The sequence below is a fragment of the Roseinatronobacter domitianus genome, assembly GCF_023336755.1.
GTDB lineage: Bacteria > Pseudomonadota > Alphaproteobacteria > Rhodobacterales > Rhodobacteraceae > Roseinatronobacter > Roseinatronobacter domitianus.
Window position 1 is genome coordinate 362,451 of sequence record NZ_JALZWP010000001.1, and the last position, 21,238, is coordinate 383,688.

At 59.9% G+C, this 21,238-nt stretch carries 18 protein-coding genes; 14 read left to right on the forward strand and 4 right to left on the reverse strand.

Features of this window, described 5'->3' with window-relative positions; genetic code table 11:
- Positions 1-83 precede the first annotated feature (83 nt).
- From prfB to M3N55_RS01865, 7 genes are all read left to right on the forward strand, one after another.
- On the forward strand, positions 84-1,211 hold the full coding sequence (prfB, locus tag M3N55_RS01835; protein WP_249055797.1) for a peptide chain release factor 2: 1,128 nt from the start codon (positions 84-86) through the stop codon (positions 1,209-1,211).
- 51 nt (positions 1,212-1,262) lie between these two features.
- Positions 1,263-2,033 (forward strand): DUF2189 domain-containing protein, encoded by a 771-nt coding sequence (locus M3N55_RS01840; protein WP_249055798.1) that lies wholly within the window; start codon positions 1,263-1,265, stop codon positions 2,031-2,033.
- A gap of 89 nt (positions 2,034-2,122) precedes the next feature.
- Entirely contained in the window at positions 2,123-2,899 is a 777-nt protein-coding gene (locus M3N55_RS01845) for a DUF2189 domain-containing protein (protein ID WP_249055800.1), read from the forward strand.
- A gap of 254 nt (positions 2,900-3,153) precedes the next feature.
- A complete protein-coding gene (locus tag M3N55_RS01850) occupies positions 3,154-4,233 on the forward strand; it encodes a Hint domain-containing protein (RefSeq protein ID WP_249055802.1) in 1,080 nt (359 codons plus the stop codon).
- Between the two features lie 175 nt (positions 4,234-4,408).
- On the forward strand, positions 4,409-4,849 hold the full coding sequence (locus M3N55_RS01855; RefSeq protein WP_249055805.1) for a hypothetical protein: 441 nt from the start codon (positions 4,409-4,411) through the stop codon (positions 4,847-4,849).
- Positions 4,850-4,927: 78 nt separating this feature from the next.
- A complete protein-coding gene (locus M3N55_RS01860) occupies positions 4,928-5,962 on the forward strand; it encodes a cysteine synthase A (RefSeq protein WP_249055810.1) in 1,035 nt (344 codons plus the stop codon).
- A 3-nt stretch (positions 5,963-5,965) separates the two neighbouring features.
- Positions 5,966-8,449, forward strand: coding sequence for a DUF3772 domain-containing protein (locus tag M3N55_RS01865; protein ID WP_249055814.1), 2,484 nt, complete (start codon positions 5,966-5,968; stop codon positions 8,447-8,449).
- Positions 8,450-8,452: 3 nt separating this feature from the next.
- Here M3N55_RS01865 and M3N55_RS01870 read toward each other — a convergent pair whose 3' ends face one another.
- From M3N55_RS01870 to gloB, 3 genes are all read right to left on the reverse strand, one after another.
- Positions 8,453-9,214: a rhomboid family intramembrane serine protease gene (locus M3N55_RS01870; protein WP_249055914.1), complete on the reverse strand. Its 762-nt coding sequence runs from the start codon at positions 9,212-9,214 to the stop codon at positions 8,453-8,455.
- A gap of 67 nt (positions 9,215-9,281) precedes the next feature.
- On the reverse strand, positions 9,282-11,600 hold the full coding sequence (clpA, locus tag M3N55_RS01875) for an ATP-dependent Clp protease ATP-binding subunit ClpA (protein WP_249055816.1): 2,319 nt from the start codon (positions 11,598-11,600) through the stop codon (positions 9,282-9,284).
- A 148-nt stretch (positions 11,601-11,748) separates the two neighbouring features.
- On the reverse strand, positions 11,749-12,516 hold the full coding sequence (gene gloB / locus M3N55_RS01880) for a hydroxyacylglutathione hydrolase (protein ID WP_249055817.1): 768 nt from the start codon (positions 12,514-12,516) through the stop codon (positions 11,749-11,751).
- A gap of 74 nt (positions 12,517-12,590) precedes the next feature.
- Here gloB and M3N55_RS01885 point away from each other — a divergent pair, with 74 nt between their 5' ends.
- The 6 genes from M3N55_RS01885 to M3N55_RS01910 all read left to right on the forward strand — a co-directional run bounded on the left by M3N55_RS01885 (position 12,591) and on the right by M3N55_RS01910 (position 18,517).
- Positions 12,591-13,376 carry a methyltransferase domain-containing protein gene (locus M3N55_RS01885; protein WP_249055820.1) on the forward strand — a complete coding sequence of 262 codons (786 nt, stop codon included), beginning with the start codon at positions 12,591-12,593 and terminating at the stop codon, positions 13,374-13,376.
- Positions 13,377-13,631: 255 nt separating this feature from the next.
- The gene (locus tag M3N55_RS01890) at positions 13,632-14,192 is read left to right on the forward strand and encodes a F0F1 ATP synthase subunit delta (RefSeq protein WP_249055821.1); all 561 of its coding nucleotides are present in this window, start codon (positions 13,632-13,634) and stop codon (positions 14,190-14,192) included.
- Positions 14,193-15,731 (forward strand): F0F1 ATP synthase subunit alpha, encoded by a 1,539-nt coding sequence (gene atpA / locus M3N55_RS01895; protein ID WP_249055822.1) that lies wholly within the window; start codon positions 14,193-14,195, stop codon positions 15,729-15,731.
- A 21-nt stretch (positions 15,732-15,752) separates the two neighbouring features.
- Positions 15,753-16,622, forward strand: a complete 870-nt coding sequence (locus M3N55_RS01900) for a F0F1 ATP synthase subunit gamma (protein WP_249055824.1) — start codon at positions 15,753-15,755, stop codon at positions 16,620-16,622.
- Between the two features lie 20 nt (positions 16,623-16,642).
- Positions 16,643-18,061, forward strand: coding sequence for a F0F1 ATP synthase subunit beta (gene atpD / locus M3N55_RS01905; RefSeq protein WP_249055826.1), 1,419 nt, complete (start codon positions 16,643-16,645; stop codon positions 18,059-18,061).
- A 60-nt stretch (positions 18,062-18,121) separates the two neighbouring features.
- Positions 18,122-18,517 (forward strand): F0F1 ATP synthase subunit epsilon, encoded by a 396-nt coding sequence (locus M3N55_RS01910; RefSeq protein WP_249055828.1) that lies wholly within the window; start codon positions 18,122-18,124, stop codon positions 18,515-18,517.
- 248 nt (positions 18,518-18,765) lie between these two features.
- Here the strand turns inward: M3N55_RS01910 and tyrS are convergent, their stop codons facing one another.
- Positions 18,766-20,016, reverse strand: coding sequence for a tyrosine--tRNA ligase (tyrS, locus tag M3N55_RS01915; protein ID WP_249055829.1), 1,251 nt, complete (start codon positions 20,014-20,016; stop codon positions 18,766-18,768).
- Between the two features lie 65 nt (positions 20,017-20,081).
- On the opposite strand from tyrS, the gene M3N55_RS01920 reads away from it, so the two are divergent.
- Positions 20,082-21,170 (forward strand): anhydro-N-acetylmuramic acid kinase, encoded by a 1,089-nt coding sequence (locus M3N55_RS01920; RefSeq protein WP_249055831.1) that lies wholly within the window; start codon positions 20,082-20,084, stop codon positions 21,168-21,170.
- Positions 21,171-21,238: the final 68 nt, after the last annotated feature.

Genomic DNA, 21,238 nt, shown 5'->3' on the forward strand with positions numbered 1-21,238 from the left:
ACCGGTCCCTCGCCCTTGCCCCGCCCGGACCGGCAAGCTATGCACCGGGGTCAATAAACGTCTTTGGAAAATGGACCGTCGCAATGCGCTCTGAAACGCTTGGCCTGATCGAGCAGATCCGCAAATCCCTGACCCTGCTGGGACAGCGCATGGATATTGAAACAGCCCCGCACCGGCTGGAAGAATTCGACGCCATGACCGAAAACCCGGACCTGTGGAACGATCCCGCGCGCGCGCAAGCCCTGATGCGCGACCGTCGCATGTTGTCGGATGCGTTGGAAACCTACCGCTCTATTTCGCAGGAACTGGAAGATCAGACCGGGCTGATCGAACTGGGCGAGGCCGAAGGCGATTCCGATGTTGTGGCCGAAGCCGAGGAAGAATTGCGCAAGCTGGCAAAATCGGCAGGCGAAAAGGAACTCGAGGCGCTGTTGAATGGCGAAGCTGACGCCAATGACACGTTCCTTGAAATCAATGCCGGCGCGGGCGGCACGGAAAGCTGCGACTGGGCGTCGATGCTGGCGCGCATGTATGTGCGTTGGGCCGAAAAGAAGGGCTACACGGTCGAGATGATGTCTGAAAGCGCGGGCGAGGAAGCGGGCATCCGCTCTGTCGCCTACAAGATCAGCGGGCATAATGCCTACGGTTGGCTGAAATCGGAATCGGGCGTTCACCGTCTGGTGCGGATTTCACCTTATGACAGCTCTGCGCGGCGTCACACGTCCTTCAGCTCTGTCTGGGTCTATCCGGTGGTCGACGACAATATCGAGATCGAGATCAACCCCTCCGACATCCGGATCGACACCTACCGGTCCTCTGGCGCCGGTGGTCAGCACGTGAACACAACCGATTCTGCGGTGCGGATCACCCATATTCCGACCGGCATTGTCACCACCTCCAGCCAGAAATCGCAGCATCAGAACCGCGACATTGCCATGAACGCGCTAAAGTCGCGCTTGTATGAAATGGAATTGCGCAAGCGCACCGAAGCCATTGAGGCCGCGCATGATGCCAAGGGCGATGCGGGCTGGGGCAATCAGATCCGGTCGTATGTTCTGCACCCTTACCAGATGGTGAAAGACCTGCGCACCGGGCATGAAACCTCGGACAGTCAAGGCGTGCTCGACGGCGCGCTTGACGGGTTCATGGGCGCGACCCTGGCGATGGATGTGTCGGGCAAATCGCGCGCAGAGGCGAACGCGACCGATTGACGGACAGAATGTCGCAGCTATCATGGCACCTTTCATTTAAGGGAGAGTGCCATGACGACGACAGAGTTTTCCGACACGCCCCAACCGGCCCAGGTGGCCAAGCTTGGCCCCGACGACCTGCGCGCCGCGCTGCAAGCTGGCTGGGTCGATTTCAAACGCGCCCCTGCTTTTGGTCTGTTCTTTGCCCTGGTCTATGTCGCGGGCGGACTTGCTTTATGGTTCGGGCTGGGGGCCATGGGGCAGCCTGTCTGGTTTGTGCCCATTGCCGCTGGTTTTCCGTTGCTCGCGCCTTTCGCGGCCATCGGCCTCTATGAGGTCAGCCGCAGGCTGGAACGCGACGAGCCGCTGTCATGGCCCCCGGTTCTTGCTGCGCTGCGCGGGCGCGGCGATGGACAATTGGCGCTTATGGCCGTGGGTGTGCTGCTTGTCTTCGGCTTCTGGATTATTCTTGCGCGGGGCATTTTCGCAATCTTCATGGCCCAAAGCGGCATTGGTTTTGGCAGTTTGAGCCTGTTGGCCAGCGCCGAGGGTATCGCCATGTTACTGATTGGCAGCGCCATAGGGGCGACGGTTGCGCTTGCACTGTTCTCGGTCACGGTGATCGCTTTGCCAATGCTTCTGGACCGCGAGGTCGATTTTGTAACCGCCATGATTACATCGGTCGAAACCGTCCGCCAAAACCCGCGCATTATGCTGACATGGGCGGGCATTATCGCGGCGCTGCTGTTTGCGGCGATGATCCCGGCTTTCCTTGGCCTGTTCGTGGTGTTGCCGGTGCTGGGCCATGCAACATGGCACCTGTATCGGCGCAGCATTGCGTGAAAAAGATCGGGCAGGTCAGCGGGCCTGCCCTTTATTTGTCTTGCATGACAGTTTGTCGCAGCCCTATCCTTCCCGAAGGAGGACCAACCATGCCAGACAACATTACCGCCGTCGTGCCGCCATCCGAAATTCCGGAACCGCGGAGCATCTCCACACGCGACATCGCAGAAGTGTTGCGCGCTGGCCTGACCGATTTCAGACGCGCGCCCATGTTCGGTTTGGTGTTTTCCAGCGTATATGTGCTTGGTGGCCTTGTGCTGTATGCCGTGTTCATGGCCTCTGGTCAAAGCTGGTGGTTCATCCCGGTTGCGGTTGGGTTTCCGCTTTTGGCACCTTTTGCGGCCACCGGCCTTTACGAGGTCAGCCGCAGGTTGGAAAGTGGCGCGCCGCTTGACTGGTCCGGCATCCTTGGCTGTGTTTTTGCGCAGAAGGATCGGCAGGTGCCGTCGATGGCCATGGTCATCATGCTGGCGTTCATGTTCTGGGTTTTTGTGGCGCATACGACCTTCGCGCTGTTTTTCGGTTTGCAACCCATCACCAGTTCGACCGCCGATATGCTGTTCAGCAGCACCGGTCTGACCATGCTTGCGGTGGGCGGGGTTGTCGGCGGCGGCATGGCGGCGATCATGTTCGCGCTGACGGTGGTCAGCCTGCCTTTGTTGCTGGACCGTGAGGTTGATTTTATCACCGCGATGATAACTTCGGTGCGCGTGGTCATGACCAATATCGTGCCGATGGCGATTTGGGCTGCGATCATCGCAGCGCTGCTGTTCGTCGCGATGCTGCCTGCTTTCTTGGGGCTGTTTTTGGCCCTGCCGGTGCTTGGCCACGCGACATGGCACCTCTATCGGCGCGTTTTGCCCTGACAGGGCTTGGCCGACATTGAAACGATTCGGCCAATTCTGGCCGATAGGTTCCAATTTTGAAACGATCCATGCCGTCTGGGCGCGAAAAACTGCCTGTCGTCATATTTCTGCCTTTTTTTATTGGCAGCGTGAAAACCTGATGTGTTATGGCTTGGAACGTGTGTGGGGGTGAGCGGCCCGTGCGTGTTGAAGCGGGTCATCGCACCGGTTTCAAAGCGCACGCAAGGTCGCGCAGCCGATTGTGAGGTGGGAATATGCCTGAAGTAATTACGAACGATCTGATTGTATTGTCCGGGGCTGGGGTGGATGCCGCCAGTTTTGGTGACACCTATACACACGATGTTGATCCGGCCGTAACCGAGCTGACTGAAATCCTGGACGACGTGACGTTCACGACTCCCGACGGCACGGCGCCCGATTTGATCGTGCTCGGTTCGACATTGACCATCGACGGCATCGAATATGAAATGGTCGAAGCCTATAGTTTCTGGGGTGAATTCACCAAGGTTGACCCGGCCACCGGCGACACGTTCACCGATGGTGGCCAGACCACGGCGTTTACGCTGCGGGATACCTCGGGGAATGAGCTGAATATCATCTCGCCCAGTGACAGTTTCACGGCCGATCCAGCCCAATGGACGCCCGGTCTGATTACCGAAATCCGCATCGCATCGGACCCGTTCCCAACGGATGTGATTGGTGAAGATGACGACGGCAACAAATTGGCAACCGATGACGACATCGAATTTGCCTGTTTTGTGGCCGGGTCGTTGGTCGACACCGACCAAGGGCCAAAGCCTGTGGAACAGATCGCGGTTGGCGATCTGGTTCTGACGCGCGACAATGGGTATCAGACCGTAAAATGGGTTGGGAACCATGCCCAGACCCCAGCTTCTTTTGCGGCACGGCCCGATTTGGCCGCCGTTCTGGTCGGCAAGGGCGCCTTGGGCGGTGATCTGCCCGAACGCGACATGCGGGTGTCGCCATGGCACCGCCTGTTGATCTGTGGCCAGCGCGCCGAACTTATGTTTGGCGAGTATGAAGTGCTCGTGCCCGCAGTCCACCTAGTTGGTCAGCCGGGCATCATCCGCGAAACCGCGCCACAGACCTATATTCATCTCATGTTTGACGACCACCAGATCATCCGCGCCGATGGTGCCTGGAGCGAAAGTTTCCAGCCGGGGGCCAAGACATTGGCAGGGATCGGGGCTGCACAGCTCGATGAATTGCTCACGCTTTTCCCGGAACTTGCAGATCAATCCGGTCAGGAGAATTATGTCTCCGCCCGTTTGTCGTTGAAAGAGCATGAGGCGCGCGCGTTGCTCGCTGCCTGATCTTTGGCTGCAAAGCCTGACCCGGCTTCGACCCAGTAAACCTCGCTGCATAGGCGGGGTTTTCTGCTTTCTGACACTCTGACCGCCAGAAGTCTGGTCCATATCTACCTGTCTGAGGGGTGGACACTTCCGGGTAGGCAAGGCAATCTGGCTAAAATAGTCGAAGGATTCCATCATGCCTGCACAAACCCAGCGTGGCGCCCTGATAACGCTGTTCGCGGTGGTTGGCTGTCTGTGGTTCGGGTTGCATGCGATCGAATATGTCGCCGCCCGCTACGCACCTTTGTCAGCGATCTTTTCCATGCCAGAGGGTTACGGTCTTGCCGCATTGCTGGCAATGGTCCCCGCATGGGCGTCCGGGGCAATTGGCGCGACAGTCTGGATTGGGTTGCTTGGGTCGGTCTTGCTGTTGTTGCGCGACCGCGCTGCGGTGATTGTGCTGGCGGTCGCCTTTCTGGCCGCGCTGGTGTCCCTGGTTTGGGGCGTGATGGCGTTGTCAGACGGAATGGGCACGCTGGGCGGTGTCGATGTGGTGCAGTTTACCGGCGCGCAAGTTGCGGTGGCCTTTGGCTGCTGGCTTTATGCGCGCCTGTCAAAGCAAGTTGGCACCCTCTGACCCTGCGTCTTATCTGCCATTGAAATCACGCCGGGGTCGAAGATCCCGGCGCAGTCCGTGTTCAAACTGGAGCAAGCGATGTCAATCCGGTCCAACCTCGCCGACGCTATCGGCAACACCCCCCTGATCCGGCTCAACAAGGTCAGCGATGCAACCGGCTGCACCATTCTGGGCAAGGCAGAATTTCTGAACCCCGGCCAGTCGGTAAAGGACCGCGCGGCCCTTTACATCATCCGCGATGCGGTTGCGCGCGGAGCACTGAAACCGGGCGGCACAATTGTTGAAGGGACGGCGGGCAATACCGGGATCGGCCTTGCGCTTGTTGGCGCGTCGATGGGGTTTCGCACCGTTATCGTCATTCCTGAAACCCAAAGTCAGGAAAAGAAAGACATGCTGCGCTTGGCGGGCGCACAACTGGTAGAGGTTCCGGCCGTTCCCTACAAAAACCCGAACAATTATGTAAAATATTCCGGGCGTTTGGCGGCAGAGCTTGCCAAGACCGAAGCCAATGGCGCGATCTGGGCCAACCAGTTCGACAATATCGCCAACCGACAGGCACATATCGAAACCACTGGCCCCGAAGTCTGGGAGCAAACCGGCGGCGCGGCAGATGGGTTCATTTGCGCGGTTGGGTCTGGCGGCACGCTGGCCGGTGTTGGCGCCGCGCTTCAGCCCAAGGGGGTCAAGGTCGGGCTTGCCGATCCGGAAGGCGCGGGGCTGTTCAAACTGTATACCGGGCAGGATAATCCGGGCGATTCGATTACCGAAGGAATCGGACAAGGCCGCATCACCGCCAATCTGGAAGGGTTCACACCCGATTTCAGCGTCCGCGTTCCCGATAGCGAAGCCCTGCCATATGTGTTTGACCTGCTGGCGGAAGAAGGCCTGTGCCTTGGTGGGTCTTCCGGGGTAAATATCGCCGGGGCCGTTCGCATGGCCCGCCATATGGGGCCGGGTCACACCATCGTGACCATCCTGTGCGATTACGGCACGCGCTACCAGTCGAAGCTCTATAACCCAGAGTTTTTGCGCGCCAAAGAGCTTCCGGTGCCAGGCTGGCTTGACCGGCCTGCGCCCGCTCTGCCCGATGTTTCATCGAAGGAAACCAGCTAACTCATGCGCTGTGTGCAAACCCTTTTGACCATCCTGCTTCTGGCGCTGTTGCCTTTCGGGGCGACCGCTCAGACCGTCGAGGCGCCCGCAGCTCCGTCCCTTGGCAGCACGGAAATCGGGCCGCCGGATTATAGCGCGTGGAACACGCGCGCCAATGCAATAGAGGCGGAACTGGAGCAGTCCGATCTGACTGTTGAGCGGATTGAGTCCCTGCGCAGCGAGTTGGTGGCGTATCGCACCCGCTTCCAAGAGGCGCGTAATGTCAACGCTCCCCGCATCGATAGCTTGCGTGCCCAGATGGAAGCGCTTGGCGCCCCACCCGAAGACCCGTCTAACGAGGCACCGGAAATCGCAGAGCGGCGCGCAGCACTGGCGGCTGAAATGGCCACGTTGCAAGCTCCGCGCGCAGCGGCGCAAGAAGCCTTCAGCCGGGCGGATGCGCTTGTGCGGCGCGTTGACGCGCTTTTGCGCGCACGTCAGGCCGATGTTTTGCTTGCGGTCGAACCTTACCCTTGGAACCCGTCCAACTGGATACTGGCGGCAACGAGTGTGATCGATGCCTCGAGCATTTTGGTGCAAGAGTTCAGCAACACGGTGAACAGCCAGTTGCGTATGCGACAACTGCGCGAGAACCTACCGGTGATTATCGGGCTGTTGGTGTTCGGTGTGTTCATCCTGTTGCGTGGGCGCGCTTGGATCGAACGGCTTGTTCTGGCCATGCGTAACGGTGTCATCGGCACACGGGCGCTGGTAAATTCGCCCAAGGGACAGCGGCTTTTTGGCCTTGTTCTGTCCTTTAGCCAAGTCATCGTTCCCAGCCTTGCGGTTATGGCGCTGTATATTGCCGCCGAAACCACCACGCTGCTGGGCGAACGCGGCGGGGCGCTGGCAGAGGCCATCGCGCGGCTGGGCATCGTCTATTTTGTTGCGCGTTGGATCGGGCTGTGGCTGTTCCCGTCTTCGGACAACCTGTATTCGCCGCTTCTTCTAAGCGATGGGCAGCGCACGCAGGGCCGCGTTCTGGTTAACCTTCTGGGGCTGCTTGTCGGGCTGTATGGTGTGGCCCTGGCGGCCATCGGGGGCGACCGCGCGCCTGCGGCGGCGGTCTCTGTCATTGCGTTCCCGCTTACTGTGCTGACGGCGATTGCGCTGTTTCGGCTTGGGCAATTGTTCATCCGACATGCCAAGGCCAACGCGGCCTCGGAGCAGGATACCGCGTTCAAAGACCGCGCGATCGGCCTTGTTGGGCGTGCCACCTTGCTAATTTCCGTGGCCGCCCCTGTGCTGGCTGCGCTTGGATACCGCAACGCGGCAGAAGCGCTGATTGGTCCGACCATAGAGTCGGTGGCGCTGTTTGCGGTGTTGCTGCTTCTGCTGCGCCTGATTGAAGATATCTACGACCTGGCCACAAAGCGCCGCGATGACGCGCCCGAACCGCTCGTGCCGGCACTTCTGGGCTTTGTTTTGACCATTGCTTCTTTGCCGCTGTTTGCGCTGATATGGGGCGTGCGCGGCACCGAGATTACCGAGTTCTTCGGCTTGTTGTTGCAAGGCTTCCAGATCGGGGAAACCCGGATCGCGCCCAGTGCGCTTTTGGTGCTGCTGGTGGTCTTCGCCATCGGGTATTACATCACCCGGCTGTTGCAAGGGGCGCTTGGCGCAACGGTGTTGCCGAAAACCCGCATCGACAAGGGCGGGCAAAAGGCGATCATATCGGGCACCGGTTATGTTGGTATCTTTGTGGCCGCGCTGGTGGCGGTGTCGACCGCCGGGATTGACCTTTCTGGTCTGGCCATTGTCGCAGGTGCGTTGTCGGTCGGTATCGGCTTTGGGTTGCAGACCATCGTGTCGAACTTCATCTCTGGGCTGATCTTGCTGATAGAGCGGCCCATTGCAGAGGGCGACTGGATCGAGGTCGGGCCAACCATGGGCACGGTGCGCTCTATCTCGGTCCGTTCAACGACCATCGAAACCTTCGACCGAACCGATGTTATCGTGCCCAACACCGACCTGATTGCGGGATCGGTCACGAACTGGACACGCTACAACATGACCGGGCGCATAATCGTGCCTGTGGGCGTGGCTTACGGCACCGACACGCGGCGGGTGGAGCGTATTCTGCAAGAGATCGGCGATGCGCAACCTTTGGCCCTGCTGGACCCTGCGCCAAGCGTGGTGTTCACGGATTTCGGGGCAGATGCGCTGATGTTCGAACTGCGCATGGTGCTCAGCGATGTCAACCTTGGTCTATCTGTCCGCACCGAGATCCGACACCAGATTGCCGAGCGTTTCGCGCAAGAAGGAATCGAGATACCTTTTGCACAGCGCGATATCTGGTTGCGCAATCCTGAAGTTCTGAGGCCCGATCATCGCCCCGACTTGCCCGAAAAGCAACGAGAGGATGGTGCCGAGAAGGTTGCCATGTTGCGGCGCGACGAGCCTATCACCGACGATCATGACGGGGCGGCGGATGGCGACGGGCGCTAGGCGCTAGCGCAACCACGGATTCCGGCGGCGACCCGCTGCCGGAATATCGGTTTTTATCAGGGTATACTGCGCCTCTGGGTGCGGCGGGTGGCCGTGATTTTGCGCCCACAAATTCCGTCCGCCGCGCCGCAGCCATAACGGTAGCGCAAAAATGACCCCCGCGACGAAACCGCCGATATGCGCCCAGTAAGCAACCCCGTCATCGGACGCGGTGGGACCAAGCCCGGCAAAAACCTGCATCCCGAACCAGCCGCCCAGAACCAGCCAGGCGGGGATTGGAATAATGCGGAAATAAATCAGCAGAAACAGGAACATGTCGATCCGCGCGCGCGGATAGAACAACAAGTATCCGCCCAGAACACCGGCAATCGCCCCCGAGGCGCCGACCATGGGGACAAAGGAATTCGGTTCGAACATGTATTGGGTCAGCCCAGCCGCAACGCCGCAAGCCAAGTAGAAGGCCAGAAAGGGAAGATGCCCCCATTCTTCTTCCATGTTGTCGCCGTAGATCCACAGGAACAGCATGTTGAATGCAAGATGCATGATCCCGCCATGCAGAAATTGGTGGGTCAGCAGCGTGTCGTAACCCGTGCCGGAACTCAGGACGGCAGGCACCATACCCCACCCCATGAACAGGCGCATGAGCGCCGCCTCATTGGCGAACAGGCCGTAATAGCTGATGAAGATCAGGATATTTGTGGCAAGCAGGGCGTATGTAACATAGGCACGTTTGCCACTTGGGTTATGGTCACGCACCGGAATCAGCATGGCAACCCCGGTCTGTGAAGAACACCCCGGCCCGCGCGGGCATTGCACGCAGGCCGGGACAAGGTCAGTCCGCCGTCAGAAGGGGCGGCTTGTTTCCGGTGATACGCTTGGCATCCGGGCCGCCGATATCAAGCACCAGCTTGCCATCGCGCAGGCGAACATGAACCACACCACCCTTCGACAGCTTGCCAAACAACAACTCTTCGGCCAGCGGCTTTTTGATATGCTCCTGGATAACGCGACCCAGCGGGCGCGCGCCCATCTTGTCGTCATACCCCTGTTCGCCCAGCCAATGCGCGGCCTCTTCCGACAGGTCAATCGTGACATTGCGGTCCAGAAGTTGTGCTTCCAGTTGCAGCACGAATTTTTCGACAACCTGCATGATGATGCTGCGCCCCAGCGGCGCAAAGCTGATAACCGCATCCAGACGGTTGCGGAATTCGGGCGTGAATGTCCGCTCGATCGCGGCGGTATCCTCGCCCTCGCGCCGGTCGCGCCCAAAACCGATGGCCGCCTTGGCCTGTTCCGCAGCACCCGCGTTCGAGGTCATGATAAGGATCACGTTGCGGAAATTGACGGTGCGACCGTTATGGTCGGTCAACTGCCCATGATCCATGACCTGAAGCAGGATGTTGTAGACATCCGGATGAGCTTTCTCCATCTCATCCAGCAGCAGCACGCAATGCGGATGTTGGTCGACCCCGTCGGTCAGCAGGCCGCCCTGATCGAAACCGACATACCCCGGAGGTGCGCCGATCAGGCGGGAAACGGCGTGTTTCTCCATGTATTCCGACATGTCGAAGCGCAGCAATTCTACGCCCAGAATATCTGCCAATTGCTTGGCGACCTCTGTTTTGCCAACGCCGGTCGGCCCCGCGAACAGGTAGTTGCCGATGGGTTTTTCCGGTTCCCGAAGCCCCGCCCGCGACAGCTTGATAGCCGAGGACAGCGCGTCGATGGCCGGGTCTTGGCCGAACACCACCCGCTTGAGTGAGCGTTCCAGATCGCGCAGCACCTCTGCATCGTCCTTGGAGACGCTTTTTGGTGGGATGCGGGCGATCTTGGCGACCACGGCTTCAATCTCTTTTGGAGAGATTGTCTTGCGCCGTTTGGATTCGGCCAGCAGATGCTGGGCGGCACCGGCCTCGTCGATGACGTCGATCGCCTTGTCGGGCAGTTTGCGGTCATTGATATAGCGCGCCGACAGTTCCACCGCCGTCTTGATCGCGTCATTGGTGTAGCGAATATCATGATGCGATTCGAAATGCGGCTTCAGTCCCATCAGGATCTTGATGGTGTCTTCAACCGTCGGCTCGTTCACGTCAATCTTCTGGAAGCGCCGCGAGAGTGCGCGGTCCTTTTCGAAGTGCTGCCGGAATTCCTTGTAAGTGGTGGAGCCCATGCAGCGTAGTTTGCCGCCCTGCAACGCAGGTTTCAGCAGGTTGGACGCATCCATCGCACCACCCGATGTGGCACCCGCACCGATGACGGTGTGGATTTCGTCGATGAACAGCACCGCGTCGGGGTGGTCTTCCAGCTCTTGCACAACGGCTTTCAGCCGTTCCTCGAAATCGCCCCGGTAACGGGTGCCGGCCAACAAAGACCCCATGTCGAGCGAGAAAATGGTCGAGCCAGAGAGCACGTCCGGTGTTTCACCTTCGACGATCTTCTTGGCAAGACCTTCGGCAATTGCGGTTTTGCCCACGCCCGGATCGCCCACCAGAAGCGGGTTGTTCTTGCGGCGGCGGCACAGCACCTGAATGCAGCGTTCCACTTCGGATGCGCGCCCGATCAGCGGGTCGACATCGCCCGCGCGGGCTTTCTTGTTCAGGTCCACGCAATATTTGCCAAGCGCGGTTTCCTTGGTCTTTTCTTCGCTTTTGGCTTGTTCGGCCTGCTCTTCTTCGGCGCCCGACACGGGCCGCTCTTCGCTGAACTGGCTATTTTTGGCAACGCCGTGAGCAATGAAATTCACCGCGTCATAGCGCGTCATGTCCTGCTCTTGCAGGAAATATGCCGCGTTGGATTCGCGTTCGGCAAAGATGGCAACCAGCACGTTTGCGCCCGTTACTTCGTTGCGGCCAGAGCTTTGCACATGGATCGCGGCGCGCTGGATGACGCGCTGGAAGGCCGCGGTCGGAACCGCTTCGGACCCTTCGACATCGGTCACAAGCGACGCAAGCTCTTCCTCGATGAATTCGAGCAAGGTGCCGCGCAAGCTGTCAAGATCGACGTTGCAAGCCTGCATCACGCGCTTTGCATCCGGCTCGTCAATGAGTGACAAGAGCAGATGTTCCAGCGTTGCGAATTCGTGCCGCCGGGCATTGGCCAAGGCCAAGGCACCGTGGATGGATTGCTCCAGAGTAGTTGAGAATGATGGCACGTCAGACGCTCCTGTTTCCTGGATGGCTGCGGGTTGGACCCGTTTCGCCATGTTCGCCTCATAGTGTTAAACTTCGGTTTTATTCACCATCCTTCAAGTGTTTTTTTAGACAATCGTCGATGTGGCCCTGGTTCCGGGGTAAAAATAATCAGAAACTGTCTTTACGGGCGCGCAATTCCGCGAAGGTTTCGACGTCGCTTGCGCCAGCCATGCCGAGTGCGGCTTTCAGTGCCGGGTCAGCCGCGCGCAGAAACGGGTTGGTGGCCAGTTCTTCTGCAAGGGTGGCAATCGCCATCGGGGCATTATCGCGGCGCATTTGGTCAAGGCGGGCGATCCGTTCGGCAAGTGCCGGGGTGTCGGCATCCACGCTTTGCGCGAAGGCCGCGTTGCCCGACAGGTAGTCATGCCCGGAACAGATGCGCGTGGCATCGGGCAGGGCGGCAAGTTTGCACAGGCTGTCCCACATCTGCGCGGGCGTGCCCTCGAACAGTCGTCCACATCCCAGCGCCATCAGGCTGTCGGCGGTAAACGCCAAGGCGCTGTCAGGAAAGTGGAACGCGATATGGCCGATGGTGTGGCCCGGCACGTCGATCACGCGGGCGGTTTCGCGGCCAAATTCGATTGTATCGCCTTCGGCCAGCGCGTGGTCCAGCGGCGGCAGCCGATGCGCGTCTGCCGCAGCCCCCCAGACCGTGGCGCCGGTGGCATCGCGCAATTCGGCCACCCCACCAATATGGTCGTGATGGTGATGCGTGATGAAGATATCCGACAGCGCCCAGCCGTTCGCGGTCATGGCATCGACGATGGGCGTGGTCTCTGGCACGTCAACAACGCCGGTGCGGCCGCTGGTGGGGTCGTGCAGCAGATAGGCATAGTTATCGGCTAAGCAAGGCACAGCAAGCAGCGTAAGGGGCATGGCGTTTTCCTTTGCTTGGAGTATGGTTGGTGTCAGGTTAGCGCGACAGCGCCGCCCTGCGCAACGAGGTCGGAATGCACCATGACGTGATCGCCCTGCGCGATTTTTATTACACGACGTCGCTGGGACGTGCGGCGCAAAAGGCGTTGCGCGACCATTGCCAAGCCTGCTGGCCGGATATGACGGGCAAGGACGTGGCCGGTTTCGGCTTTGCTGTGCCGCTGTTGCGGCCTTGGCTGGCGCCCGCTCGACGGGTCATTGCATTAATGCCGGCGCAGCAGGGGGTCATGCATTGGCCCGCAGAGGCCGCGAACCATTCCGTGTTGACAGAGGAAACCAATTGGCCACTGGCCACAGACAGCATTGACCGGCTGGTCATGCTCCATGGGCTGGAAGCCTGCGACCGGCCTGCGGCCCTGCTGGAAGAGGCCGCGCGCGTGCTGCGCATGGGCGGCGAAGCGCTGTTTATCCTGCCCAACCGCACGGGGTTGTGGGCCCGGCTGGATGGCACGCCTTTCGCGCAGGGGCGGCCCTATTCCTCTGGTCAGATCGTGGCATTGCTGCGCGACCATGGGTTCCAGGTTCTTGATAATGGCGGTGCCTTGTTCTTCCCGCCGCGCGACAACCGGCGGTGGCTGCGGTGGGCGATGTGGCTGGAAAGCCTGGGGCAACGCATGGTGCGCTTGCGGGCAGGGGGCGTGTTGGTGGTCCGCGCGCGCCGGACAGAAGATAGCCCCGGCAATGGGCTGACAATCAAGGCGCGCCGCCCGCTGCGCATTCTTGACGGGGTCACGCAACCCGCGGGCACGCGTCCTGCGTGGCGTGACGGCGGCAGCCCGAACCGCAGGTCCAGGGAATAGGCGGTGGAATCGTCTTGTCAGGGCGCGAAAACGACCGTTTTCCGAGCGCAAGACGGATGATAGCGCAAGCGCGTGGCACATTGTCGCATCATGGGGGCAGAATTCGTCCCGGTTTGCCCAGAACAGGTGGCCTTGGCGGTTGCAGCATCACAAGGGCTCTGCTAAACCCGCGCCGATTTCACATGCCGCGACAGCGTTTCCTCCTGGCACCATGCCAAGGCGCTGGACGCGGTACAACCAGATGGAAGGGTGGACGTGTCCGAACCAGCTTCGATCTCCTCCGGCATTGCCGCGCGCTATGCTACAGCCATTTTCGAGCTGTCGAAGGAATCCAAGGCGCTGAAAGCGCTGGAAAAAGATGTTGACGCGTTGAAAGACGCGCTGGCAGACAGCGCAGAGTTGCGCAACCTGATCTCTTCCCCTGTCTACAGTCGTGAAGACGTTGCCGCCGCTATCGGTGCCATCGCGGCCAAGATGGGGCTGTCGCAGCCGGTTGCCGGCGGTCTTGGGCTGATGGCAACAAAGCGGCGCATGTTTGCGCTGCCGCAGGTTCTGGTCGCATTGCGCGCCATGATTGCGGATGAAAAAGGCGAAGTCACCGCGGAAGTGGTGTCGGCCAAGCCCTTGTCCAAGGCGCAGCAAACCGAACTTATGTCTACGCTGAAAGCGCGCGTGGGCAAGGAAATCAAACTCGAAACATCCGTCGATGAGTCCCTCATCGGCGGTCTTGTCATCAAGGTGGGCTCGCAAATGATCGACACGTCGATCCGCGCGCAGCTCGCGGCCCTCAAGAACAGCATGAAAGAGGTCGGATAAATGGGTATCCAAGCTGCTGAGATTTCTGCGATCCTGAAAGAGCAGATCAAGAACTTCGGTCAGGATGTCGAAGTCGCCGAAGTGGGCCGCGTGCTCTCTGTGGGCGACGGTATTGCCCGTGTGCATGGTCTGGACAATGTTCAGGCTGGCGAAATGGTCGAATTCCCCGGTGGTGTGCGCGGCATGGCGCTCAACCTTGAAGCTGACAATGTCGGTATCGTTATTTTCGGCGATGACCGTGGCATCAAGGAAGGCGACACCGTCAAGCGCACCAAGTCCATCGTGGACGTGCCGGTTGGCGACGAATTGCTGGGCCGCGTTGTCGATGGTCTGGGTAACCCGATCGATGGCAAGGGCGAGATCAAGACCTCGAAGCGTTCGGTCGCTGACGTCAAGGCACCTGGCATCATCCCGCGTAAATCGGTGCATGAACCGATGGCAACCGGCCTGAAATCCGTGGACGCCATGATCCCGGTTGGCCGTGGCCAGCGCGAACTTATCATTGGCGACCGTCAGACGGGTAAAACCGCCGTGGCGCTTGATACGATCCTGAACCAGAAATCCTACAACGAAGCTGCGGGCGACGATGAGAGCAAGAAGCTCTACTGCGTTTACGTTGCTATCGGTCAGAAGCGGTCGACCGTTGCGCAGCTTGTGAAGAAGCTGGAAGAAACCGGCGCGATCGAATACACGATCGTTGTGGCCGCAACCGCGTCCGACCCGGCACCGATGCAGTTCCTTGCACCCTATGCTGCAACCGCTATGGCAGAGCATTTCCGCGACAATGGCCGTCATGCGCTCATCATCTATGATGATTTGTCCAAGCAGGCTGTTGCTTACCGTCAGATGTCGCTCTTGCTGCGCCGCCCGCCGGGCCGCGAAGCATACCCCGGCGACGTGTTCTATCTGCACTCCCGCTTGCTGGAGCGTTCGGCCAAGCTGAATGAAGATCACGGTGCAGGGTCGCTGACCGCGCTGCCGATCATCGAGACGCAGGGCGGTGACGTGTCGGCCTTTATTCCGACCAACGTGATCTCGATCACCGACGGTCAGATCTTCCTCGAAACCGAACTGTTCTACCAGGGTATCCGCCCGGCTGTGAACACCGGTCTGAGTGTTAGCCGTGTGGGGTCATCCGCCCAGACCAACGCGATGAAATCCGTCGCTGGCCCGGTCAAGCTGGAACTGGCACAATACCGCGAAATGGCAGCGTTCGCGCAGTTTGGGTCCGACCTTGATGCATCTACCCAGAAACTGCTGAACCGTGGCGCGCGCCTGACCGAGCTTATGAAGCAGGATCAGTATTCGCCCATGACCAACGCCGAAATCGTCTGTGTCATCTATGCGGGCACGCATGGCTATCTGGACAAGATTGATGTCAAGAAAGTCGGCGCTTTCGAAGCTGGGCTGCTCGCGCATCTGCGTGGGAACCATAAAGAGCTTCTGGAAGATATGACCGTCAATGACCGCAAGGTGAAGGGCGAGTTGGAAGAGAAAATCCGCGCAGCACTTGACGAATTCGCGAAAGATTTCGCCTGAGGGCGTTGAGAGGACAAGCGTATGCCTAGCCTCAAGGACCTGAAAAACAGGATCGCCAGCGTCAAGTCGACGCGGAAGATCACCAAAGCCATGCAGATGGTCGCGGCGGCGAAACTTCGCCGCGCCCAGGAAGCCGCAGAAGCCGCGCGGCCCTATGCCGACAAGATGGCGGATGTCGTGAACGGTCTTGCAGCCTCGGTTGCAGGATCGGACATGGCGCCAAAATTGCTGGCGGGAACCGGCAGCGACAAAACCCATCTGCTGGTCGTCATGACCGCAGAGCGGGGGCTGTGCGGTGGTTTCAACTCATCCATCGTGAAATTGGCGCGGATACACGCCAACAAGCTGGTGGCCGAGGGCAAGACCGTCAAAATCCTGACCGTCGGCAAGAAGGGCCGCGAACAGCTCAAGCGCGATCTGGGGGCCCATCTGGTCGCCCATGTCGACCTGAGCGAGGTCAAGCGCGTCGGCTACGAAAACGCAGCTGATGTGGCGAACAAAGTGTTCGACATGTTTGACGCGGACGAGTTCGACGTGGCGACGATCTTCTTCAATCGGTTCGAAAGCGTCATCAGCCAGGTTCCGACCGCCACGCAGGTTATTCCTGCCGTGATCCCGGAAGGTGCCGATGCCAACACGCTTTACGATTACGAGCCATCGGAAGAAGCGATCCTTGCCGACCTGCTGCCGCGCGCAGTGACCACGCAGATCTTCACCGCTCTTCTGGAAAACGGCGCCTCTGAACAGGGCGCGCGGATGTCCGCAATGGACAACGCGACCCGCAACGCTGGCGACATGATCGACCGTCTGACGACCGAGTATAACCGCTCGCGTCAGGCCTCGATCACGAAAGAGCTTATCGAGATCATTTCGGGCGCTGAGGCGCTCTGACGAACCCGGAGAAATAGACAATGGCTTCAAACGGCAAAATAGTGCAGGTCATCGGCGCTGTCGTCGACGTGCAGTTCGACGGCGAATTGCCCCCCATTCTGAACGCGCTGGAAACCGACAATAACGGCAAGCGACTGGTTCTGGAAGTGGCGCAGCATTTGGGCGAAAGCACCGTGCGCACCATCGCCATGGACGCAACCGAAGGTCTGGTGCGCGGTCAGGCCGTGACCGACACGGGCGAGCCGATCATGGTGCCCGTGGGCGACGCAACCCTGGGTCGCATTCTGAACGTGGTTGGCGAGCCCGTGGATGAAGGCGCGCCGCTGGAGAAGGCCGAGCGCCGTGCGATCCACCAGCCAGCCCCCGGCTTCGCGGCACAGTCGACGGAATCGGAAATTCTTGTCACCGGCATCAAGGTCATCGACCTGCTGGCACCCTATTCCAAGGGCGGCAAGATTGGCCTGTTCGGCGGTGCCGGTGTGGGCAAGACGGTTCTGATTATGGAACTTATCAACAACATCGCCAAGGTGCACTCGGGCTATTCCGTGTTCGCCGGTGTGGGGGAGCGCACCCGTGAAGGGAACGACCTTTATCACGAGATGATGGAATCGGGTGTTATCAACATCGACAACCTGTCGGAGTCGAAAGTGGCACTGGTCTACGGCCAGATGAACGAGCCTCCCGGTGCGCGTGCGCGTGTGGCCCTGACCGGTCTGACGCTGGCAGAGCAGTTCCGCGACCAGTCCGGCACCGATGTGTTGTTCTTCGTGGACAACATCTTCCGCTTCACGCAGGCCGGGTCCGAAGTGTCCGCACTTCTGGGTCGTATCCCGTCCGCTGTGGGCTATCAGCCAACGCTGGCGACCGACATGGGTCAGTTGCAGGAGCGCATCACCTCGACCAAGTCGGGGTCCATCACCTCTGTGCAGGCTATCTACGTGCCTGCGGATGACTTAACCGACCCTGCGCCTGCAACGTCATTCGCCCACCTTGACGCCACTACGGTGTTGTCGCGCGCGATTTCGGAACTGGGCATCTATCCGGCTGTGGACCCACTTGATAGTAACTCGCGCCTGATGGACCCGACCTATATCGGCGAAGAGCATTACAATGTGGCCCGCGATGTGCAGGGTGTCTTGCAGCGTTACAAGTCGCTTCAGGACATTATCGCAATCCTTGGCATGGACGAACTGTCGGAAGAAGACAAACTGACGGTGGCTCGCGCCCGGAAAATCCAGCGCTTCCTGTCGCAGCCCTTCGACGTGGCCAAGGTCTTTACCGGGTCTGACGGCATTCAGGTGCCGCTGGAAAAAACCATTGCCTCTTTCAAGGCTGTGGTTGCCGGTGAATACGACCACCTGCCGGAAGGTGCGTTCTACATGGTCGGTGATATCGACGATGTGATCGCCAAGGCAGAAAAGATGGCGGCTGCGGCCTAAACGTGGTTCGGCGTTCGGGGGCGGCACATGCCGCCCCGGACCTGCCAAATGGAGGGCCGTATGGCTGATATGTTCCAATTCGATCTGGTCAGCCCAGAGCGCAAACTGGCCTCTGGTCAGGCGCGGGCTGTGCAGATCCCCGGTGCTGATGGCGACTTGACCGCCATGCCCGACCACGCGCCCACCATCACCACCCTGCGCCCCGGCGTGTTGGTGGTTGAAGGGGCATCCGGCGAAGAGCGTTTCGTCGTGACAGGCGGTTTTGCAGAAATCAGCCCAGAGGCGACGACAGTTCTGGCCGAACGTGCTTACCCTGCGGCCGGCGAAGAAGCCCGCGCTGCATTGCAGGCCATCCTGGAAGATGTGCGCGCCAAGGCTAACGCGGCATCGGGTGCGGATAAAGATGCGTTCGACAAGACCGCCGATGATCTGGCAAAGGCGATCGAGGGGCTGTAAGCCTCTGGAATACTTTGCAAATATGAACCCCGGTCCGAGAGGAGCGGGGTTTTTTTATGGGCTAGAGAGCGCCAAGTGACGTCGCGCGCGGTGGCGCTGCAACGGTGGTTCTGTGCAGTTTATGGTAGCCAAATCAGTAGATTACTCGACCGATTGTGCGAACTGCAACCACAGCGCCGCCGCTCTGGGGCGCGACGACGCTTGGCGCGGCGGGCTATAGCCCTTGTTCCGCGCCCCAATACCGCAGATCATTTCAAAACAACGAGCGCGTGTTTTTTCTTGCCCACACTCAATTTCATTGGCTCTTGCAGGTCGTTTGCGTGAACGATCTGGGCGGCATCTGTGACGAGCGCATCGTTTGCTCTTGCCGCATTTTCAGAGATCAGACGCTTCACATCTTTGCCTGACTTTGCGAGCGAGGCGAGGACGAACATGCGCACGATTGAGATGCCCTCTTGCAACTCATCGCGGGAGAGCGTCAGCGTCGGCAAATCATCTCCTGCGCCGCCTTTCTCGAACACCTCGCGCGCCGTGGCTTCTGCTGCGGCGGCTGCCTCGGCGCCGTGGCACAAACTCGTCACCTCATTGGCCAGAATAATCTTGCCCGCGTTGATCTCGGACCCTTCCAGAGCGCCAAGGCGCTCACATTCCGCGACCGGCAATTCGGTGTAAAGTTTCAGGAACCGCCCCACATCGGCATCGGTTGTGTTGCGCCAGAATTGCCAGAACTCATAGGGCGACAGCATATCGGCATTCAACCAGATCGCGCCGCCTTGGGATTTGCCCATCTTGCGCCCGTCCGACGTGGTCAGAAGCGGGGTCGTCAGCCCGAAAATCTGCGCATCGGCCATGCGGCGTGCAAGGTCGATGCCGTTGACGATATTGCCCCATTGGTCCGACCCGCCCATCTGCAACAGGCAACCGTGACGGCGGTTGATCTCCACGAAATCATAGGCTTGCAAGATCATGTAGTTGAATTCAAGGAAGCTCAGCGATTGTTCGCGGTCCAGCCGGGATTTCACGCTCTCGAAACTCAGCATTCGGTTGACCGAGAAATGCCGCCCCACATCGCGCAGAAATTCCAGGTAGTTCAACCCGTCCAGCCATTCGGCATTGTTCAGCATGATCGCGCCATCCGCGCTGTCATCATAGCGCAGGTATTTGGCAAAAACAGCCTGCATCCCGTTGATATTGCTGTCAATCGCGGCGGCATCCAGCAAGGGGCGCTCGTCCGACCGAAATGACGGATCGCCCACCTTGGTCGTGCCGCCGCCCATCAGCGTGATCGGCTTATGGCCGGTTTTCTGCAACCATCGCAGCAGCATGATGTTCAGCAAATGCCCCACATGCAGCGATTTCGCTGTGGCGTCATAGCCGATATAGGCCGGGACGACGCCCTTGAGCAAAGCCTCATCCAGCCCTTGCAGGTCGGTGCAATCGGCCAGAAAGCCGCGCTCGACTAGGGTGATCAGGAAATCCGATTTCGGCGTGTAGGTCATTTTTGCTTGTCCCGGACAACAGATTGCGCGTTTCTATACGCGCGCAGCGGGACAAGGGAAAGCCCATGTTGAAACAACAGGTCACACGGGCTTTGGGGCTGATGTCGGGCACATCGCTGGATGGGGTTGATGCGGCCATGCTCGACACCGATGGCGAGACAATTATCGGCTTCGGGCCGCACGCCTTTCGGCCCTATACACCCGAAGAACGCGCCGCGTTGTTTGCCGCCCAAGGGCTGTGGCAAAACGATCCGGGCGTGGAGCCGGTGGCCGAGTTGATCGAGACCGCCCATGCCGCAGTGATGGCGCGGTTTTCCGGGGTCGAGCTTGTTGGCTTTCATGGTCAGACCCTGGCGCATGACCCGGCCGGGCGGCGCACGCATCAAGCAGGCTCTGGCGCGGTGCTGGCAATGGTCGCGGGTTTGCCGGTGGTCTGGGATTTTCGCAGCTCCGACATTCAATTGGGCGGGCAGGGCGCGCCCTTGGCCCCGTTCTACCATTTCGCATTGGCCAAATATCTGAAGGCCAAGGAACCGTTGGCATTTCTGAATTTGGGCGGCGTCGGCAACCTGACCTATGTGAACCCAAGCCATGACCGCCCCGAAAGCTCTGGCGCGTTGCTGGCCTTTGACACTGGCCCTGCCAATGCGCCGATGGATGACCTGTGCCAGATGCGGCTGGGTCAGCCGCGCGATACGGGCGGCATATTGGCCGCCAAGGGCACCGCCGATGACGCGCTGGTCGCGGGATACCTGGCCGAAAGCTATTTCCGGCGCGTCCCGCCAAAGTCGTTGGATCGCGCGACCAACTTGGTCGACCGTGTTGCCCATCTGGACACGTCCGATGCTTTGGCCACGTTGGCGGCCTGTGCGGCGGGGGCGGTGGCCGCGGGTTTTGAACACCTGCCAGAGCCCCCCGCGCGTCTGCTGGTCTGCGGTGGCGGGCGCCACAATCCAGAGCTTATGCGGCGCATTGCCGGGCTTGTGCCGTCTGACGTGCTGCCGGTCGAGGATGTCGGCCTGAATGGCGATATGCTGGAAGCGCAGGCGTTTGCCCATTTGGCCGTGCGCGTCGCGCGCGGTCTGCCGACGTCCTGCCCCGGCACGACCGGGGTTGCTGCCGCCGTGGGTGGCGGTCAGATCAGCCATCCCTGATTTATTTCAAACTTAAAACTTTAGGCTTGAAATAAATATCAACCTGACGCAGCATCACGATTGGGTAT

What these genes read in the sequence shown, in the direction of transcription:
- M3N55_RS01910 (WP_249055828.1), top strand. Translation starts at nt 18,122, where the DNA reads ATGGCTGATATGTTCCAATTCGATCTGGTCAGCCCAGAGCGCAAACTG.
- gloB (WP_249055817.1), bottom strand. Translation starts at nt 12,516, where the DNA reads ATGCCCCTTACGCTGCTTGCTGTGCCTTGCTTAGCCGATAACTATGCC.
- M3N55_RS01840 (WP_249055798.1), top strand. Translation starts at nt 1,263, where the DNA reads ATGACGACGACAGAGTTTTCCGACACGCCCCAACCGGCCCAGGTGGCC.
- atpD (WP_249055826.1), top strand. Translation starts at nt 16,643, where the DNA reads ATGGCTTCAAACGGCAAAATAGTGCAGGTCATCGGCGCTGTCGTCGAC.
- M3N55_RS01860 (WP_249055810.1), top strand. Translation starts at nt 4,928, where the DNA reads ATGTCAATCCGGTCCAACCTCGCCGACGCTATCGGCAACACCCCCCTG.
- M3N55_RS01845 (WP_249055800.1), top strand. Translation starts at nt 2,123, where the DNA reads ATGCCAGACAACATTACCGCCGTCGTGCCGCCATCCGAAATTCCGGAA.
- M3N55_RS01900 (WP_249055824.1), top strand. Translation starts at nt 15,753, where the DNA reads ATGCCTAGCCTCAAGGACCTGAAAAACAGGATCGCCAGCGTCAAGTCG.
- M3N55_RS01920 (WP_249055831.1), top strand. Translation starts at nt 20,082, where the DNA reads ATGTTGAAACAACAGGTCACACGGGCTTTGGGGCTGATGTCGGGCACA.
- atpA (WP_249055822.1), top strand. Translation starts at nt 14,193, where the DNA reads ATGGGTATCCAAGCTGCTGAGATTTCTGCGATCCTGAAAGAGCAGATC.
- prfB (WP_249055797.1), top strand. Translation starts at nt 84, where the DNA reads ATGCGCTCTGAAACGCTTGGCCTGATCGAGCAGATCCGCAAATCCCTG.
- M3N55_RS01855 (WP_249055805.1), top strand. Translation starts at nt 4,409, where the DNA reads ATGCCTGCACAAACCCAGCGTGGCGCCCTGATAACGCTGTTCGCGGTG.
- M3N55_RS01850 (WP_249055802.1), top strand. Translation starts at nt 3,154, where the DNA reads ATGCCTGAAGTAATTACGAACGATCTGATTGTATTGTCCGGGGCTGGG.
- M3N55_RS01885 (WP_249055820.1), top strand. Translation starts at nt 12,591, where the DNA reads ATGCACCATGACGTGATCGCCCTGCGCGATTTTTATTACACGACGTCG.
- tyrS (WP_249055829.1), bottom strand. Translation starts at nt 20,016, where the DNA reads ATGACCTACACGCCGAAATCGGATTTCCTGATCACCCTAGTCGAGCGC.
- M3N55_RS01865 (WP_249055814.1), top strand. Translation starts at nt 5,966, where the DNA reads ATGCGCTGTGTGCAAACCCTTTTGACCATCCTGCTTCTGGCGCTGTTG.